17 protein-coding genes are annotated in these 17,909 nt (G+C 63.4%); 10 read left to right on the forward strand and 7 right to left on the reverse strand.

Translation table 11 applies throughout. The annotated features are described in order from the left end of the window. Positions 1 to 12 precede the first annotated feature (12 nt). Positions 13 to 1,443, forward strand: a complete 1,431-nt coding sequence (gene aldA / locus L9B60_RS01085) for an aldehyde dehydrogenase (protein WP_249675253.1) — start codon at positions 13 to 15, stop codon at positions 1,441 to 1,443. 3 nt (positions 1,444 to 1,446) lie between these two features. Here aldA and L9B60_RS01090 read toward each other — a convergent pair whose 3' ends face one another. Beyond that, a complete protein-coding gene (locus tag L9B60_RS01090) occupies positions 1,447 to 3,372 on the reverse strand; it encodes a sigma-54-dependent Fis family transcriptional regulator (protein ID WP_249675256.1) in 1,926 nt (641 codons plus the stop codon). A gap of 170 nt (positions 3,373 to 3,542) precedes the next feature. Next, complete coding sequence (pssA, locus tag L9B60_RS01095) at positions 3,543 to 4,886, reverse strand: CDP-diacylglycerol--serine O-phosphatidyltransferase (RefSeq protein ID WP_249675259.1); 1,344 nt, start codon at positions 4,884 to 4,886, stop codon at positions 3,543 to 3,545. Between the two features lie 189 nt (positions 4,887 to 5,075). Here pssA and L9B60_RS01100 point away from each other — a divergent pair, with 189 nt between their 5' ends. The 3 genes from L9B60_RS01100 to L9B60_RS01110 all read left to right on the forward strand — a co-directional run bounded on the left by L9B60_RS01100 (position 5,076) and on the right by L9B60_RS01110 (position 7,638). Then, complete coding sequence (locus L9B60_RS01100; RefSeq protein ID WP_249675261.1) at positions 5,076 to 6,617, forward strand: flavin-containing monooxygenase; 1,542 nt, start codon at positions 5,076 to 5,078, stop codon at positions 6,615 to 6,617. A 114-nt stretch (positions 6,618 to 6,731) separates the two neighbouring features. Next, positions 6,732 to 7,238 (forward strand): peptide-methionine (S)-S-oxide reductase MsrA, encoded by a 507-nt coding sequence (gene msrA / locus L9B60_RS01105; RefSeq protein WP_249675265.1) that lies wholly within the window; start codon positions 6,732 to 6,734, stop codon positions 7,236 to 7,238. A gap of 13 nt (positions 7,239 to 7,251) precedes the next feature. Then, the gene (locus tag L9B60_RS01110; protein WP_249675267.1) at positions 7,252 to 7,638 is read left to right on the forward strand and encodes an ester cyclase; all 387 of its coding nucleotides are present in this window, start codon (positions 7,252 to 7,254) and stop codon (positions 7,636 to 7,638) included. On the opposite strand, the gene xth is transcribed toward L9B60_RS01110, so the two are convergent. Beyond that, entirely contained in the window at positions 7,619 to 8,419 is an 801-nt protein-coding gene (gene xth, locus L9B60_RS01115) for an exodeoxyribonuclease III (protein ID WP_249675269.1), read from the reverse strand. The two genes, L9B60_RS01110 and xth, sit on opposite strands and share 20 nt — an antisense overlap. A 306-nt stretch (positions 8,420 to 8,725) precedes the next feature. Between xth and L9B60_RS01120 the strand changes: the two genes are divergently transcribed. After that, the gene (locus tag L9B60_RS01120; protein ID WP_249675271.1) at positions 8,726 to 9,049 is read left to right on the forward strand and encodes an NIPSNAP family protein; all 324 of its coding nucleotides are present in this window, start codon (positions 8,726 to 8,728) and stop codon (positions 9,047 to 9,049) included. On the opposite strand, the gene L9B60_RS01125 is transcribed toward L9B60_RS01120, so the two are convergent. The 3 genes from L9B60_RS01125 to L9B60_RS01135 form a co-directional block, all read right to left on the reverse strand. Continuing rightward, a complete protein-coding gene (locus L9B60_RS01125) occupies positions 9,031 to 9,240 on the reverse strand; it encodes a hypothetical protein (protein WP_249675272.1) in 210 nt (69 codons plus the stop codon). The genes L9B60_RS01120 and L9B60_RS01125 overlap by 19 nt on opposite strands. A 97-nt stretch (positions 9,241 to 9,337) precedes the next feature. Further along, positions 9,338 to 10,114, reverse strand: a complete 777-nt coding sequence (locus tag L9B60_RS01130) for a molybdate ABC transporter permease subunit (protein ID WP_249675274.1) — start codon at positions 10,112 to 10,114, stop codon at positions 9,338 to 9,340. A 4-nt stretch (positions 10,115 to 10,118) separates the two neighbouring features. Further along, positions 10,119 to 11,039 carry an extracellular solute-binding protein gene (locus L9B60_RS01135; protein ID WP_249675277.1) on the reverse strand — a complete coding sequence of 307 codons (921 nt, stop codon included), beginning with the start codon at positions 11,037 to 11,039 and terminating at the stop codon, positions 10,119 to 10,121. Positions 11,040 to 11,507: 468 nt separating this feature from the next. Between L9B60_RS01135 and L9B60_RS01140 the strand changes: the two genes are divergently transcribed. The 3 genes from L9B60_RS01140 to L9B60_RS01150 are packed head-to-tail and all read left to right on the forward strand — an operon-like array spanning position 11,508 to position 15,611. Beyond that, on the forward strand, positions 11,508 to 12,317 hold the full coding sequence (locus tag L9B60_RS01140) for a hypothetical protein (protein ID WP_249675279.1): 810 nt from the start codon (positions 11,508 to 11,510) through the stop codon (positions 12,315 to 12,317). Beyond that, the gene (locus L9B60_RS01145) at positions 12,314 to 14,224 is read left to right on the forward strand and encodes a GMC oxidoreductase (protein WP_249675282.1); all 1,911 of its coding nucleotides are present in this window, start codon (positions 12,314 to 12,316) and stop codon (positions 14,222 to 14,224) included. Before L9B60_RS01140 ends, L9B60_RS01145 begins: the two co-directional genes overlap by 4 nt. Positions 14,225 to 14,234: 10 nt before the next feature. Then, a complete protein-coding gene (locus L9B60_RS01150; RefSeq protein WP_249675284.1) occupies positions 14,235 to 15,611 on the forward strand; it encodes an FAD-binding protein in 1,377 nt (458 codons plus the stop codon). Positions 15,612 to 15,648: 37 nt separating this feature from the next. Here L9B60_RS01150 and aphA read toward each other — a convergent pair whose 3' ends face one another. Continuing rightward, entirely contained in the window at positions 15,649 to 16,299 is a 651-nt protein-coding gene (gene aphA / locus L9B60_RS01155) for an acid phosphatase AphA (RefSeq protein WP_249675286.1), read from the reverse strand. A 416-nt stretch (positions 16,300 to 16,715) separates the two neighbouring features. Here aphA and L9B60_RS01160 point away from each other — a divergent pair, with 416 nt between their 5' ends. Further along, the gene (locus L9B60_RS01160) at positions 16,716 to 17,123 is read left to right on the forward strand and encodes an ExbD/TolR family protein (RefSeq protein ID WP_249675289.1); all 408 of its coding nucleotides are present in this window, start codon (positions 16,716 to 16,718) and stop codon (positions 17,121 to 17,123) included. A gap of 3 nt (positions 17,124 to 17,126) precedes the next feature. Further along, on the forward strand, positions 17,127 to 17,873 hold the full coding sequence (locus L9B60_RS01165) for an energy transducer TonB family protein (protein WP_249675293.1): 747 nt from the start codon (positions 17,127 to 17,129) through the stop codon (positions 17,871 to 17,873). Positions 17,874 to 17,909 lie beyond the last annotated feature (36 nt).

Consider the following 17,909-nt stretch of genomic DNA (forward strand, 5'->3'; position numbering starts at 1 on the left):
GAGATTGATGCCATGACCCAGACTTACCAGCATTACATTGCCAACGACTGGCACAGCAGCCAAGCGCTGATCGAGGTGTACAACCCGGCCAATGCCCAGTTGCTCGCGCGCATCCCCCAAGCCAGTGATGCGCAGGTAGACCAGGCCATCGAGGCGGCCCGCAAGGCGCAAAAAGCCTGGGCCCTGACGCCGGCCATCGAACGCGCCGGGCACCTGCGCCGTATCGCCAGCAAGGTCCGCGAGCACGCCGAACGCCTGGCCCGCGTCATCACCCAGGAGCAAGGCAAGGTGCCGGCGCTGGCCTTGGTGGAAGTGCACTTCACCGCCGACTACCTGGACTACATGGCCGAGTGGGCGCGACGCCTGGAGGGTGAAATACTCACCAGCGACCGGGTCGGCGAGCACATCTTTTTGCAGCGCAAGCCCTTGGGCGTGGTGGCGGGGATTTTGCCGTGGAATTTCCCGTTCTTTTTGATTGCCCGCAAGATGGCCCCCGCCTTGGTCACCGGCAACACCATCGTGATCAAGCCCAGTGAGGAAACCCCGATCAACTGCTTCGAGTTCGCCCGCCTGGTGGCAGAAACCGACCTGCCCAGCGGGGTGTTCAACGTGGTCGGCGGCACGGGTGCCGTCGCCGGGCACGCGCTCACCCGCCACCCCGGCATAGACCTGATCAGCTTTACCGGTAGCGTGGCCACCGGTTCCCGGATCATGGCCGCCGCTGCGCCCAACATCACCAAGCTCAACCTGGAGTTGGGCGGCAAGGCGCCGGCCATCGTGCTGGCCGATGCCGACCTTGCGCTGGCGGTACGGGCCATCACCGCCTCGCGGGTGATCAACACCGGCCAGGTATGCAACTGCGCCGAGCGCGTGTATGTGGAGCGCAAGGTGGCGGACGCGTTCATCCAGCAGCTGTCCACGGCCATGGCCGCGACCCGCTATGGCGACCCCTCCCGCCAGGGCGACCTGGACATGGGCCCGCTGATCAACCAGGCCGGGCTCGACAAGGTGGCGCAGATGGTTCGCACCGCCAGCGACCAGGGCGCCCAGATCATCACCGGTGGCGCGGTGGCGGACCTGGGCGCGGGCTTCCACTACCAGCCCACCGTACTGGCGGGCTGCACGGCGCAGATGGAAATCATGCGCAAGGAGATCTTCGGCCCGGTGCTACCGGTGCAGATCGTCGACAGCCTGGAGCAAGCCATCGCCCTGGCCAACGACAGTGAGTACGGCCTGACCTCATCGCTGTACACCCGCAACCTGAGCGCCGCGCTCAAGGCCAGCCGCGAACTGGACTTTGGCGAAACCTACGTCAACCGGGAGAACTTCGAGGCCATGCAGGGCTTCCATGCCGGCACGCGCAAATCCGGGATCGGCGGCGCCGACGGCAAGCATGGGTTGTACGAGTACACCCATACCCATGTGGTGTACCTGCAGGAGTAGGCGTTAGCCCTGCGCGTTGGGCGGCACGATGGCGTGCCGCTTCATTTTCCGGTACAGCGTGGAGCGCGAGATACCCATGCTGTGCGCCGCCGCGCTGATGTTCCAGCGGTGCTGGCGCAAGGCGCTGTAGAGATGGCCCGCCTCATCGTCGTCCCGTTGCTGTGACAGTGCCTTGAGCGCCGTGGGCGGTGCCCAGGTGGGCGCTGCCATGGCGTGGAGTTCCTGCGGCAGGCAGTCAAGGCCGATGCAGCCGTTCTCGGCCGACGCCACCGCGTAGCGCAGCGTGTTCAACAACTGGCGCACGTTGCCGGGCCAGGGGTAGTGATCCAGCCGCGCCGCAGCCTCAGGCGTGACCTGCAAGCCACGGGCACCCGGTTGGGCGGCCAGCAGTCGGGCAATCAAGGCCGCTCGATCACTGCGCTCGCGCAAGGCCGGCACGTGCAGCGTCATGCCGCTCAAGCGGTAATACAGGTCTTCACGAAACTGCTTGGCGGCGATCATCTGCGCCAGCGCCTGGTGGGTGGCCGACACCACGTCGATGTCCAGGCGCACTGGCGCCTCGCTGCCCAACGGCGAGATCTCGCGCTCGGCCAGTACCCGCAGCAAGCGCGTTTGCAGGTGCGCCGGCATGTCGCCGATCTCATCCAGGAACAACGTGCCGCCATTGGCTTGTTCCAGCTTGCCTTTCAGGCCTTTGCGGTTGGCGCCGGTGAAACTGCCACCGCGGTAACCGAACAGTTCGCTCTCGATCAGGCTTTCCGGGATGGCCGCGCAGTTGAGCGCCACGAAGGGCCCGGCGCGACGTGCACTGGCGGCATGGATGGCGCGTGCGAAAGCCTCCTTGCCGGTCCCCGTTTCGCCGGTGATCAGGATCGAGATGCCCTTGTCGAGCACCTTGCGCACCCGTCGCACGGCCTCTTGAAGGCGTGGGTCCTGGCCACCCAACTCGTCCAGGCGCGGGTGCTGCGCGAGGGTCGTGGTGGGCACCGACGGTTTGGGGAGCCGGCACAGGGGTATGCGCAAACCCAGGTCAATCAACGTGCCTTGCTGCAGCTCTCGCAACTGCACGCCACGGGCGCCGCCCTGGGTCAGGTTCAGCAATTCATCAACATTAGCCGCCAGCAGGTCCTCGATCCGACGGCCCAGCAAACGATGCTCGTGGGCGACGAAAGCGGCACGGTTGGCGCCGATGATGCGACCGCTTTCATCCAAGGCCAGCAGTTGTTCATTGACCAGGTCAGTGATGTCGTCCCGTGGCTTGATAGCCAGCGTCAGGCCATCGCGATACATGTGCCGAAATTGCACGTTCTCGATCAGCCGCGCGTACATGATCACCAGTTGCAGCGTCAGGTACTGCGCCTCCTTGGGCCCGTCGCTGTTCAGGCTCGTGGCGTTCAGGCAACCGCGCAGCGCGCCCTGGGCATCGAAGATCGGTGACACCGAGCAACTGAGGCCGAAATTGGCATTCAGAAAATGCTCTTCGCGGTGGATGGTCATCGCTTGCGCCGCCGCAAGGCCGGTGCCGATGCCATTGGTGCCGGCGATGGATTCGTCCCAGCGCGCCCCCACCACCAGGCCCGAACGGGTGTAGGCGCTGGACTGGCTGGGCAGGCGTGCGTCCAGCGTGACCCCGTGCTCGTCGCTCAGCAGTACCGCGAACCCGGCCTGTACCACCCGCTTGGCCAGGCCTGTGACGCCCTGGCTGGCGATAGCAAGGTACTCCTGATGCTGGGCCTGGTGCCGGCGGATGTCGGCGGCGCTGAGGATCTGCTTGACGTTGGTGGCGCGCGGGTCGAGCTGGTGGCGGATGACGCTGCGGTACCAGGATTGCGCGATCACCGCGCTAGGCTGCACGGCGCGCTCGCCGAAGTGGTCCTTGATAAAGGCGCTCATTTCGCCCGAGGCTCTGTCCTGTGGGGTTGTCGGCATAACCACTCCAAAGGCCGATGCCCGCGTGGCTCGGCGTCTTATTGTTCTGGCGGCCCGGCGATGCGGCCGGGGCGGTCATGACAGCCTAGTACGGCCAGCGGTTTTTGCGGAAAAAACCGCCAGCGACGCTATCCCCTGTAAAAGCGGTTCATGCCAGGTTACGCCGTGCATTACAGAAGGGCATTGACCATGCGCCCCACCCGCGCCCGCTTGATGCGCCGCAGGAACGTGCGCACTTTGGCCGGGTATTCTTCGGGCATGTCCAGCACCGTGTAATGCTCGATGCGTGTGGTTTGCTTGGCCAACTGCGCCAGTTCCGCGTCGCGAGGGCCGGCCCACTCCGCCTGCGGGTCGTCGATCAGCAGAGCGTTTTCCAGGTCCAGGCGAAAGCCGCGGGGGTTGAGGTTGTTGCCGGTCAGCAGGGTGTAGCGCTGGTCCACCCACACGCCCTTTAGGTGGAAGGTATTGTCGCCGTCTTTCCACAGGTGCAGGTTCAGTTGGCCACGGGCGATGGCGTCCTGGTACTTGCGCGCAAAGGCCCGCAGGTTGCCTTCGTACACGTACGGCAGCACGCTGATGATGCTGAACGGCTCATCGGGCGGGCTGTAGAAATCGTTCGCGGTCTTGTCGCCCATGATGATGTCGATGGTCACGCCGCGCTTGAGCGCACGGTTGACCTCGCGGATCAGCACCGCCGGCAGGTTGAAGTACGGCGTGCACAGGGTCAGGCGGTGCTGGCTGGCGGCGATCAAGGCCACCAGCGCCTGGTTGAGCGGGTTGTTGCGGCCCACGCCCACCAGCGGGATCACCCGCAAACCCGACGTGTCCAGATGGGCTTGGCGGGTATCGTAGGCGGCGCGCTTGAGCTGGCTCCTGAAGGTTCTGATCGAGCGGCTCAGGCTGCGCGATTTAGCCGGGGCCGGCTCGTCCAGGCGATGCACGGCCTGGGCTCCCACCAGCGCACTGTCAATCAATGCCTGCATCGCGTCGGCCAGCATCGGGTTGCTCAGCACGTGGTAGCGGTCGAGCCGGTACTGATCGAATTTCTGCAGGTAGACGTTATTGATGCTGGCGCCGCTGTAAATCACGCAATCATCGATCACGTGGCCCTTGAGGTGCAGTACCCCGAATAGCTCGCGGGTCTGGATCGGCACGCCATACACCGGCACCTCCAGCCCGTGCTTCAAGCGCTCGGCCTGATACCAGCCGGCATTGCCGGGCTGTTTGCCGCCACCGATCAAGCCGCGCTGGGCACGAAACCAGTCCACCGCCACCACGATGTCAAGCTCGGGCCGGGCGGCTTTGGCGGCATACAGTGCGTCCAGAAGCTCCTGCCCGGCCTCATCCTGCTGCAAGTACAGGGCGACGATGTAGATGCGCCGCCGGGCGCCGGCGATGCGTTCGAGCAGGCAGCGGCGGTAGTCGGCGGGGCCCGGCAACGTGCTGATCGCGTCGGCGGCCATGGCAAAGCCTGGGAGCGTGTCCAGGATGGAGCGAGGTGAGGTGGGTCGCATAAGCCTCTCGGTGGCAGCAGAAAGTTGCACGGGGGTAGCCGTTGGACCACCTTATCACGGGTAGGTTTGCCAGCCGTGCATTGGCCGCCGCAGCCTGCGCCATTCACGCCGATAATGATGCGTACCGACCGCGGCACGACCGCGCAATCGGCCTAGACTGTGAGACTTACCGCACAGCCAGGAGCAACCATGTCAGCCCAACCCCAGCCGCCGCTTGAGTACACCGATGTGCTGATCGTGGGCGCCGGCCTCTCTGGCATTGGTGCGGCGTACTACTTGCAGAAGGAACAGCCCGGCAGCCGCTACGTGATCCTGGAAAGCCGCGAGGCCTGCGGCGGCACCTGGGATGTGTTCCGCTACCCTGGCGTGCGCTCCGACTCGGACTTGCACACCTTCGGCTATGCCTTCAAACCCTGGGTGCAGGACAAATCCATTGCCGGTGCCCAGGCCATCCTCGACTACCTGCGCAGCACTGCCGCCGAAAATGGCATCGACGCGCATATTCGTTATCGGCACCGCGTGATCAGCGCCGCCTGGTGCAGTGCCCAGGCCCGCTGGACGGTGGAGGTCGAGCTTGGCGACAGTGGCGCACGCAGCCGCTTGCAATGCCGCTGGCTGTTCGCCGCCGCCGGCTATTACCGTTGCGACCAGGGCTACAGCCCGCCGCTTGCTGGCATCGAGCAGTTCCGCGGACCGGTGATCCACCCCCAGCACTGGCCCCAGGGCCTGGACTACAGCGCCAAGCAGGTGCTGGTGATCGGCAGCGGCGCCACCGCCATGACCCTGGTGCCCGCGCTGGCCAAGCAGGCCGCGCAGGTCACCCTGCTGCAACGCACGCCCAGCTACGTGGTGAGCCTGCCCTCGGCCGACCCCATCGCCAATGCCCTGCGCCGCTGGCTACCGGCCAAACTGGCTTATGCCCTGACCCGGCGCAAGAACATCGGCATGCAGCGGGGCATCTGGCGCTTTTGCCGCACGTACCCCAAGGCTGCGCGCAAGCTGATCCGCTTCATGAACCAGCGCGCACTGCCCAAGGGCTACCCGGTGGACGAGCACTTCAACCCACCCTACAACCCCTGGGAGCAGCGCCTGTGCGTGGTGCCGGACGGCGACCTGTTCAAGGCCATCTCGGCGGGCAAGGCCACGGTGGTGACCGACCACATCCAGACCTTTACCCCCCAGGGCGTGCGGTTGAAGTCCGGCCGTGAACTGGCGGCCGACATCGTCGTGACCGCCACCGGCTTGAACATCCAGATATTCGGCGGCGTGCAACTGAGCGTGGACGGCCAGGCGGTGGACATGTCACGCAAGGTCGCCTTCCGCGGCATGATGCTCGACGGCGTGCCTAACTTCGCCTTTGCCGTGGGCTACACCAACGCGTCATGGACGCTGAAGGTGGGGCTGTTGTGCGAACACTTCTGCCGCATCCTGAGCCACATGAAGCAACACGACTATGCCATCTGCCGCCCCGAACTGCCTTGCCCCGACATGCCCACCCGGCCATTGCTGGACTTCGGCGCCGGCTACGTGCTGCGCGCGCTCGACAGCCTGCCACGCCAAGGTGAGGGTGCGCCCTGGCTGATGCCAATGGACTACCGGCAAGACGTCAAGGTGATGCGTGACGGGCCGGTCGAAGACCCGCAGTTGATGTTTGCCAAAGCCGCCTTGCAGCCCGGGTGTGAGACAGGTGTCCAGCGTCAGGGGCGCAGTGTAGATATGCCCACCCTGTAGGCGCGGATTTATCCGCGAAAAGCCCACCACGGCTGGCCTGCTTCGCCGCGACCTTGCAACCGCGCATGGCCGCCCTCATATCCTTTCTGTACCCATTGTCGGAGAGCCACCACCATGACCACCCAAACCGAAACCGCGATCCTGGCCGGCGGCTGTTTCTGGGGCATGCAAGACCTGCTACGGCGCTACCCCGGCGTGTTGCACACGCGGGTCGGCTACAGCGGCGGCGATGTGCCCAACGCCACGTATCGCAACCATGGTACCCATGCCGAAGCCATCGAGATCGTGTTCGACCCAGCCATCATCAGCTATCGGCAAATTCTGGAGTTTTTCTTCCAGATCCACGACCCGTCGACTAAAAACCGCCAGGGCAACGACGTGGGCACCAGCTACCGTTCGGCGTTGTTCTACCTGACCCCTGAACAGAAGCACGTGGCCGAAGAGACCATCGCCGACGTCGATGCCTCTGACCTGTGGCCGGGCAAGGTGGCCACCGAGGTCGCCCCTGCAGGCCCCTTCTGGGAAGCCGAGCCTGAGCATCAGGACTACCTGGAGCGCCTGCCCAATGGCTATACCTGCCATTTCATCCGGCCCAACTGGAAGCTGCCGGCGCGTGCATAACGAGGCCTCTGCGGTGAGCACTCCTGACCTGCGCAATGTATACCAAGGTTACATCCAGTGCCTGAACCAGCAGAACTGGTCGGCACTGGGTGATTTCGTCAGCAACGACGTGCATTACAACGGTAAGCGGATCGGCGTTAGCGGTTATCGCGACATGCTGGAACGGGACTTCAAGCAGATCCCCGACCTGCACTTCACGATCGCACTGCTGGTGGCCGACTCGGCGACCGTCGCCAGCCGTCTGCAATTTGCCTGCAGCCCCAGCGGTGTGTTCCTGGGGCTGGCGGTCAATGGCCGGCACGTGCACTTTACCGAAAACGTGTTTTACCAATTTGAAGGCGGCAAGATCGCCCACGTGTGGTCGGTAATCGACAAGGCGGCTATCGAGTCGCAGCTCTAGGCCGTTTGAGCGCTACCCACGTCGGCGCATGGTCGCTGGCGTGTTCTTCGTTGCGCACCCAGGCATCCACCCCGGCAGCCTTCAAGCTGTGCGCCAGCACCGGGTTGAGCAGCAAGTGATCGATGCGCAGCCCTGAATTTTTCTGCCAATGCTGGCGGAAATAATCCCAGAAGGTGTACACCCGCTCTTCGGGGTACAGGTGGCGGATCGAGTCGATCCAGCCTTGGTCCAGCAAGCGTTGGTAACACTCGCGGCTTTGCGGTTGCAGCAAGGCGTCTTTAAGCCAGGAGCGTGGGTTGTAGATGTCCAGGTCCGTGGGCACCACGTTGAAGTCACCGGCCAGCACCACCGGATGCTCGCTGGCCTGCAGGCCCTGCGCGTGGCTGATCAGGCGTTCGAACCAGGCCAGCTTGTAATCGAACTTGGGCCCCGGTTGCGGGTTGCCATTGGGCAAATACAGGCAGCCCACCACCACGCCATGCACCGCGGCCTCCAGGTAGCGGGCCTGGGTGTCGTGTTCGTCGCCGGGCAGGCCTTTGCGAATCAGTAACGGCTCGGCATCGCGGGCCAGTATCGCCACCCCGTTCCAGGCCGCCTGGCCCTGGTGCAGCGAGCCGTATCCGGCCGCTTCAAACTCACTGGCCGGGAAGGCGTTGTGCTGCGCCTTCAGTTCTTGCAGGCAGACAATATCGGGGCCTTCGCGTGCCAACCACTGCAACACATTGGGCAGCCGCGCACGCAGGCCATTGATGTTGAAGGTGGCGATTTTCAGCGTCTTCATTTCGGGCTGTCCTAGTGATGTACTCTGCCGTCAAAGACTAGGAAAAAACTAGCAAGGTCAGTCCAGGTGATGGCCGGTAGCAACGGCGGTCCTGTATTCTCACGGGCAAATGCAGGTGACTTTGTGACGCCCTTACTGGCCGCATGGCGGTGGAGAACTTCCCGCCCGCGCATCAGGAACTGCACAATGCCTTGGGCATGTTGGGGTGAGGGCAAGGGCATACGCCTGAACACTGCCGAATGAGCACTGCGTTGAATCCCTCATCGACACGATGATCAAAGTTGCCCCCCAACTGAGAGCCATGACATGGTCACCTGTTACCTAAAATACGTGCTGGACGCCTACAAGCTCAAGGAATTCGAACACTACGCCACGCTATGGATCCCCCTGGTGGAGAAATTCGGCGGCCAGCATCACGGCTACTTCCTGCCTTCCGAGGGCGCCAATAACATCGCCCTGGCGATGTTCACCTTCCCAAGCCTTGCCGAATACGAACGCTACCGCCAGCAGTCCTTGAACGATGCCCAGTGCCTCGAGGCCTTCAAGTATGCCGAGGACACGAAATGCATCCTCAGCTACGAACGCACGTTTTTCAGGCCGGTGTTTGGCGATCAGAGCGCCGCAAAGTAACCGGGCTGGTCGATATCCTCCAGCAGGCCCGGCCCGGTGGGCGTCCAGTCAAGCCACTGGCAGGTGCGTTCGCTGGAGGCCGGCATGCCCGTTTCGCGAGCCAGCCTGATCAGTAACGGGATGAAGCCTTCGAAACGTTGATCGGGCAAAAGCCCACGGCCCAGCAGCCGCCAGGCTGCGATGCCGCCCAAAAGGGGCGCTGGTGATCCTGAACAAGCCGCTAAAAATCGGGCCGCCAGGCGCCCCGTTGCAACTTGCGGCTGCGGCTATGTGTCGGATGGCGATTGTTTATCGCACCCCCTCACCCCGCCAGACACCCCCCCGCTGGCCCACCGCCAAACACCACAGCGGGAACGGCAAGGTCACCACCAGCAGCAACCACACCAGGGCATACACCGCGTCGACCCCCTCGTTTTGCAAGTTGACGAACAGCTTCACGGGAATGCCCTGGGGGAAATAGGCAAAGACCATGACGATGCCGAACTCACCGATCACCCGCACCCACACGATCGCCAGCGCACTGGCCAACTCACGCCGTACCACCGCCAGCGTGACCCGCCAGAACACCTGCAGGGGCGAGCAGCCCAGGCCCCTGGCAGCTTCCTCGATAGACGGCGGCACGGCGCCAAACGCCGAGCGCGCGCAAAGCACGTAGTACGCCATGCCGCCATACAACTGCGCCAACACGAAGGCCGGGATGTTGTTGGTAAGCGTCACGCCCAGGCTGGCCAGCCCTGTGCCCAACGTGCCGTAAGGACCATAAGCGGTCACCAGCAAGATGCCCATGGCCAGCGGCGGCGTCAGCAACGAAACCAACACCAACGCCTCGACGCCTGTGCGGGCACGCGATGACGTGCGTGCAAGCCACAGCGCCAACGGCGTGCCCAGGCACACGATCAGTGCCGTGGACAGGCTGCTGAGCCCTAGCGAAACACCCACAGCCGTCCAATCACCATAGGCCAGGTGCAAGTTACCCCAGGCGGTGGAACAGGCCAGTGCAACGAACGGGATAATCAGCAACAGCCCCGCTGGCACGCTCAGCCATGACGAACGCGAGCGGCTCAAAGGCTCACAGCGCCCCGCCCTTGGGTTTGCCGTAGCCATTGGCTTCGAACAACTGCTGCCCAACTGGGGACTGCAGGTAGGCGACAAAGGCTTTGGCTTGCGCGGCGTTCGGGGCGTTTTTAAGCACGGCGGCGTAGAACACCAGCGGCTGCGGCTTGAGGGTTTGCGGCTGGCCATCCTTGCCGGGCAAGGTCAGGCTGACGGTGTCATACCAGGCCATGGCAAATGCCGGGTTGCTCAGGTTGATCTCATCCGGCAGCACGATATACGGCAGCTTTGCCGATATCGTCGCGCTCTCGTAGCCCGATGCCGCGTCGACTTGCCCCGCCTCCAGGCGCGTCAGCAGGCCGCCTTCGCCAAACACTTGCCGGGGGTTCTGGACCTCGCCTAATACCCGATCGGCAAGTCCGGGTTGCTGGTAGTACTTCTCCGCCAGCTTGACCGCAAATATGATGTTCTGGCCCTGCGGGTCGGTGGCCGCATCGGTGCGGCCAAACCGCAGGCCGGGCGTTTGCAGCACTTGCCACCAGGGCTGCTTGGCATCACTGGCCTGGCTGGCCGCCAGAGCTGGGGCGAACGGGCTCTTGGGGTTATAGGCGATCACCATGCGGGTGCTGGCGACCGGCACGGCCTGGTCGACCAGGCCGGCCTGTTTGAGGATGTCGATCGGCCCTGGGGTGATGGAGACGAACACATCGGCCACGACTTTTTTCGAGGCCAGCATGCGCGCCAACCCGTACGCGCCCTCGCCCTGCCCCTGATAAGTCAGGTGCTCACGTGCGGCGAACGTCGGGCCCAGCGCCTTGTCCATTACCACGCCCATGGAGCCTGCGTAGGTCACGTGAATCGTGTCGTCGGCCTGCGCCGACATCGCCAGGGATAACACCAGGCCACTCAATACCCCTGCACAGCTTTTATTGAACATGCGCTCGCTCACCGGATACGTTCGTTATAGAGAAATCTATATAACGGCGAATCATAACGCTATCAGGGTGCGTGCCGACAGTCTTGCGCAGGCTTGTCATGATTTGACTTCGCCATCAGCGCTACTACGCTGCATGGGCAGTTCACGTTTAGCCGATGACCAGACGCATTAACCGCATAGAGGCGGTCTTATGAGCAAAAACATGGAAATGTTAGCGTCGTCTTTGTGGTGCCCGTTATCCGACCTTCCGCTCTCCCCGGCGCCCGTACGCGTGGCGACCTTCGACTTGACCGAACACCCCGCCCCGCGCCCCGCCAAACAGCCCTCGTTGCACCAGCAAGGCCCGCCTTGATCGCCGGCACGCCTTTGCACAACCGCTGAAATAAACACTTCTCGCACCCCTGCGAGGATTTTTCGTGGCCAGGTTGAATGACGCCGTGCGTCTTCACACATCTGGAGTCACCGATCATGTCGTTTTTGCCAAAAATCGAAGCCCTGCTCACCCCCAGCCTGCGCGCTGACTTGTGTGCCCTGGCGAAGGGCGCCGTGCCCCTGCAACGCTGGGTTGCACAAAAAGCCTACAACCCGCAAACCGACCCCACCTTCGAAGGCCAACCCATGCCGTGGCGAACGCCAGGCCGGGCCCTGACCCCTGCCGACACCGGCTTCGAAAGCTTTTTCGAGGGCCTGCTGCGCGAAACCTCCGACGACATACAAGCGCTGGCCCGCTGGCAGCGAGTGGCGGCCGCCCCCTTGGCAGCCTCACCCTTGGACGATGTGGCCGCCTGGCGTACCGAGCGCGGTTTGCAAGAGTTTGCCAGCTTCGGGATCGTGCCCTCGCAAAACGTCTTGCTGGACAGCCAGAACCTGGCAATTGCCCGGCTGCCGTTTTACCTCGATACCCTGGGTGACCTGGCCTACTGCCTGGCCCTGTCCAGGCCCACTGACGAAGCCGGCTGGGAAGCCTTGGCCAAGCAGTTGTTCACCGACACCCTGGCCGCCTGGCCGGGCAGCCAGTACCCGGCCAGCGTGTTCATGTACCAGTTTGTCGCCGACGTGCTGTACGCGCTGCTGGGCATGCGCAACCAATCGGCGGTGCCCGGCCACCCCAGCTATGCCACGGCCGTGCTGACCGAACTGGGCCAGGCCCGGCGGCGCGGCAACAAGAACACGCCTGAGCAGGCGCTGGACGCCGTTGCCCGCTTTGTCACGCAGATCGAGAAAGACCTGCACGCCGCCAGCACCCCCGCCACCGACACCCAGAGGGCCGCCTCATGAGCCAACACCCCGTGGACTTTGTCATCGTCGGCACCGGCGGTGGCGGCGGCACCCTGAGCTGGATGCTGGCCAAGGCCGGTTACCGCGTGGTGGTGCTGGAACAAGGCGCCGACTGGTCGCTGCCCAAGCAGGAGGCCGACCAGCCCTTCGACCCGGCCCTTCACGACGAGTACCGCTTCCAGCAACAAAAGCCCGACGGCAAGCGCCAGCCACGGGGCGACTACAACACCTTCCGCGCCACCGACCAACTGGTCGCCCGCCCCTTGAGTTCCAACATGATCGGCGGCTGGAGCGCCACCACCCTGGGCGGTGGCTCCAACCTGTGGGGCGGCTGGGCGGTGCGCGCCCTGCCGATCGACTTTCGGCTGGGCAGCCACTACGCCAAAACCGGCCAGTTGGGCCAACTCAAACAGTGGGGTTACGACGTGGCCGACTGGCCCGTGTCCTATGACGAAATGGAGCCCTACTTCAACGTCACCGAGGCCATGCTGGCGGTCAATGGCGACCGCAAGGTGATGAACCACGCCTTGGTCGGCAGCCCTTGGTACAAGGCCTTCAAAACCCTTAACCCGGACGTTGCCGGCTACGGCCATTGGGAGTCCACCTTCCCCTACCCCGCGCCACCGTATCCGCAAAAACCGGTGGGCCAGTTCTTCTTCGACGGCGCCGAGGCTGCCGGCGTGACCTGCATGCCCATCCCCACCGCCCTGGTCAACCCAGCCAGCGGCGGCTATTACACCCGCGCGGAACTGACCAAGGCCGTGGGCACCATCCCCCAGGGGCCGGGCAGCGACTTTTGGCACCAGAAGCCTGACACCCTGTGGTCGGACCGCGTGCGCGCGGCGTGCAACATGTGCGGTTTTTGCGAAGACTTCATCTGCTGGGGCAACAATTCGCCCAAGAGCGGCGTGTTCTCCACCACCCTGGTGGAGATGCGCGACCTGCCCGAACACGCTGACGTGCGCACCAACGCCAAGGCCTATGAAGTACTGTACGACCCGCGCCTGCGCCGCGCCAATGGCGTGCGCTACCTGGACATCAGCAACCCCGACCAACCGGTGCGCCACGAAGTACGCGCCAAGTACGTGGTGCTGTCGTGCGGCGCGGTGCAATCGGCGCGTTTGCTGCTGATGTCCGGCCCGCCCGAGGGCCTGGGCAACCGCTACGGCAACATTGGCCGCAATGTGATGTTCCACCTGTTCAACATGAGCTCCAGCGTGCAACTGCCGGCGCAGTACCAAGGGCTGCTGCACCCGGAACTGGGCAACATCGGTTCCACCACCAGCTACGACAACTACTTCATCCCAGGCGATACCCCCGACAGTTGGTGGAAGATGGGCATCATGACCGCCGCAGAAAAAAAGAACCCGCTGCACGGTGCGGTCAACGCCCTGCAAGGCGGCGCCATCGGCCTGGACCTGCTGGGGCAGATGGACGACTACACCCGCCAACTGGACCTGCGCACCACCGGCGACGACCACCCCATGCCGCGCAACCGCGTGACCTTGGACCCAAGCTATGTCGACGAGTACGGCTTTCCGGTGGCCCGCATCACGCGCAGTTACGGGGAGCACGAGCAACTGGTGTTCCGGCTGATGAAGGCGCGCTTTCGCGAGATCTTCGCGGTGTACGAAAAAATCGGCATCAACTTCAGCCTGTCCGACCCGCAATTGCTGACCCTGTTCGGTGACCACCAGATGGGCACCTGCCGCATGGGCGACGACCCGCGCACCTCGGTGCTGGACCGCCATTGCCGTATGCACGAAGTGCCCAACGTGTTCGTGGTCGACACCAGTTGCTTCCCCACATCACTGGGCGTGAACCCCATGGCCACCACCATGGCCAACGCCATGCGCGTGGGCAGTTACCTGATCGACGCACTGCGCCGCGGCAACGAACTCAATTGAGGGCACACCCATGATCTGGCAAAACTGGGCAGGTAACGTGACTGCCACCCCCGCCGGCCTCCACACACCCGAAACGCTGGGTGCGTTGCAGGCGGTATTGGCCGACGCACGCCGCCACCAACAACAGGTGCGCGTGGTCGGCAGCGGCCACAGCTGGAGCCCCTTGGTGCAAACCGACGGGCTGCTGGTGAACCTCAAGCACTTCGCCGAACTCACCCTCGATACGGCCACTGGCGTGATCAGCCTGGGGCCTGCGGTCACGGTCGATCAGCTCGCGCAGTTCATGCTGGACAAGCAGGTATGCGTGCCCTCCAGCGTCGGCATCGGCCTGGGCGAGGCGACCATGGGCGGGGTGTTTTCCACCGGCTGCCATGGCTCTGGCATCCATACGCCCTCGGTCTCGGACTGGATCATCGGCGTAGAGCTGGTCACGGCCAACGGCGAGGTGCGCGAGTATTCGCTGGAGCGCGACGGCGCCCGCATCATGAACGCCCTGCGCCTGTCGCTGGGCCTGCTGGGCATTGTCACCCGCTTTAGCCTTCAAACCCAGCCGATGTTCAACGTGCACGTGGTGGAATGGAAAGAACCCGTCGACACGGCGCTCGCCGGGGTCAAAAGCCTGGTGCTGGACAACGACTACGCCGAAGTCTCGTGGATGCCGTTCAACGACCGCCTGTGGCTGCAAAAGGCCAACAAGACCGACCGGCCGGTGACCCGCGAGGGTTTCGCGCCGCCCGACAACCCGTTTCGCGACCAACTGTACGAGCTGGGCAGTGCCGTGGCCCTGGACGCCCTCGAAACCAACCCGGCATTGATGCCCGACATACTGCGCGCCAGCTTCCAGATGCTGGACCCCGGCGACTACGTGGCCTCGATCACCCATTACGTGCATTGCGCCGACTACGGCTTTTTTCTGGACCGTTACCGGCTGGTGGACATCGAGGTGGTGTTCGACATCGACGAGCAATTTGACAGCGTGCGCCGGGCCTTTGCCATTACCGCCGCCAAAGTCGATGAATGGAAAGCGCGTGGCCAGTACCCATTGAACGCCACCCTGGGCTTTCGCTTCATCCGCAACAGCGAGGCCTTGTTGTCGTCGTGCCTGGGCAATACCCACACCTGCATGGTCGAGCTGTTCAGCTACCACAAGACCCCATTGTTCGAGGAGTTTGCCGCCGACATTCTCACCGCCTGGATGGCCGAACTGCCCCGCGCGCGCACCCACTGGGCCAAGGCCTTCCAATACCTGCCGGATGCCCCGGCGACCATGAGAAAAGCCTTTGGTGGGCAGATCGAAGCGTTCTTGGCAGTGCGTGAAGAGCTGAACGTCGACCCGCACAACCTGTTCGTCAACCCCATGCTGGGCGCCATTTTCGGCATCCGCTGAATCAGCCGGCGCGGTCATCCGACCGCGCCCTCCCCCCTCAGTAGGTCGAATCCTGGAGCACCTCCTCCCCCAATGCGCCATTGACCGGTAACGGCAGATAGGTCGAATTGGCGGCGCGCATGATGCGCACCGGCCGAGCCCCTGCGGCACTGGCCGAGAGGATGTCGCTGTCGGCATCGCCGTAGTAGATCTTCAAGTGGCGATCGTGAATAAAGCGCTCTTTTTGCGGCCCGGAACTGAACACCACTGGCTGCATGTCGGTGATGCCAAAGGTCTTGGCCAACAGCGCCGTGAGTTGCTCGTTGTCGGTGTGGGGCCGGCCGGTAATGAAGTAGATGCGGTCGCCGCGCTGCTGATGCAGGGCGATCAGGTGGCGGGCTGCCTGCTTGGGGATCGAGTAGCGATCGCAGCCGCCGTTCATCTCTTTCCAGAAGGCATCGTTGTGCAGGTAGGCCTCGCTGCCAGGCGAATACTTCTGTTGCCCGTAATAAAAGCAGGGGCTTGAAAACAGCACGGTGTCATCGATGTCGAAGCCCACCGCCATGGGCGGCGCCCCCGCGAGGCTGGCCTGCAGGGTGGGCACGGTCAGCCAACGGATGTTGGTGGTTGAAGCTGGGGCCACGGGGCTCGCGCAACCGGCCAGGTAAAACGCGATGGCACCCGCCAAGGCATAAGCAGATAAACGCACGGCAATCACTCTTGTCCAGGGAAAAACGTTGCCTGAGCAAAGCTTGTGCCGGGTTTAATCACCGAGCATTAGAAAAGCGCTGGAGCCCACGTAAATCACCATCCTGACACCTACGACAGCTTCTTTGACTGCCCCGCCAAAATCCCGCAAAACGGCACCCAAGTACCAAAACAGGGCGATTCGCCTCAAAAATGCGCACAAAACACGCGTATATCTGAAAAAAAACCAATGACTCATCCGCTCCGCATCCAGATGAAAAATATTTTATCTTTGAAATCAAACTTAAATATCTCATCTCTATCTTCATCCTGGCGTCAGCGTCAGGTTTGGCATGCTCTGTGCTGAGGCTCTGCGCAAGCAAAAACCTGAATGAGCAGTCAGGTTTCGACAGACCACCGTGAAGAGGGAGCCGAACAATGCGAATGTGGGAAGAACCCAAGAAAAAACGCCTGCACATCGAGATCATTCCGATGATCGACGTGATGATGTTCCTGCTGGTGTTTTTCGTCCTGATCAGCTTGAACGTAATCCCGGCACTGGGCATCAAGACCCAATTGCCAGGCGCCAGCCACGCGCAACAACTCAAGCCACAGAACAAGGCGATCATCACCCTGGGCCTTGATGACCACCTGCAGCTGGACGGCAAGGACTTGAACCAGGATGCCCTGGTGACACAACTCAAGACCTTGCAGAACGACGGCGACAAGCTGGTGATCATCCTCAACAGCGACCAGGGTGTGGAAGTTGCGCGGCTGGTCTCGGTGATGGACTTGCTCAAGAGCAATGGCTTCGCCTCCGTGTCCATCGCCACCCGGAAGCTCTGAGCCATGTGGATGCTATTCAAGTCCCGCAAGGCCCTGGCCTGCTTGCCAGGGGTGTGCCTGCTGGCCGCCGCGATCCACAGTGCCCTGCACTCGGACCTCAAGATTACCCCCAAGTATGACGACAGCACGGTCGAGGTAGCCCTGATCGAACCCGAGGCGCCGCCACCGCCGCCAGAACCTGTGGCCGAGGTCGCACCGCCACCGCCGCCGCCCCCGGAGGAGGTGGCCGAGGCCATCGAGCAAGCCCCACCGCCGCCGCCCAAGCCCAAGGTGCAAGTGCCCAAGCCGGTGCCGGTCAAACCCAAGCCAGTGGTCGCCAAGGCGGCGCCGGTAAAACCTGCGGTCAGCGCGCCTGTACCGGCACCGCCGGCGCCGGTCGCTACCCCGGCACCGCCCGCACCCGTGGTGGCCGCCAAGCCCGCCACCCCACCGGCCAGCAACCCTGATGTGGAAAACCGCTACATCGCCCGGCTGTTGGCAGAGCTTGAAAAGTACAAGCAATACCCCCGCGGCCGGGAAGCCTCCTTGCAGCGCCCCGAAGGCAACGTGGTGGTGTGGCTGGAGATCGACCGCAGCGGCAAGGTGCTCGATTCGGGCATTGAAAAGAAGGCGACCAACATGCTGCTCAACCGCGCCGCACAAACCAGTTTGAGTCGCCTGGAGCAAGTAGTGCCCTTCCCCGAACACTCGTTCTCGGGCAAGGACAAGTACCGATTCAGCGCAACGCTTGTGTACAACCTGGACAACTAAAAAACATAACGACTGCACACTTAAACCGTAGGGGAT

This window comes from Pseudomonas abieticivorans (assembly GCF_023509015.1).
Lineage (GTDB): Bacteria > Pseudomonadota > Gammaproteobacteria > Pseudomonadales > Pseudomonadaceae > Aquipseudomonas > Aquipseudomonas abieticivorans.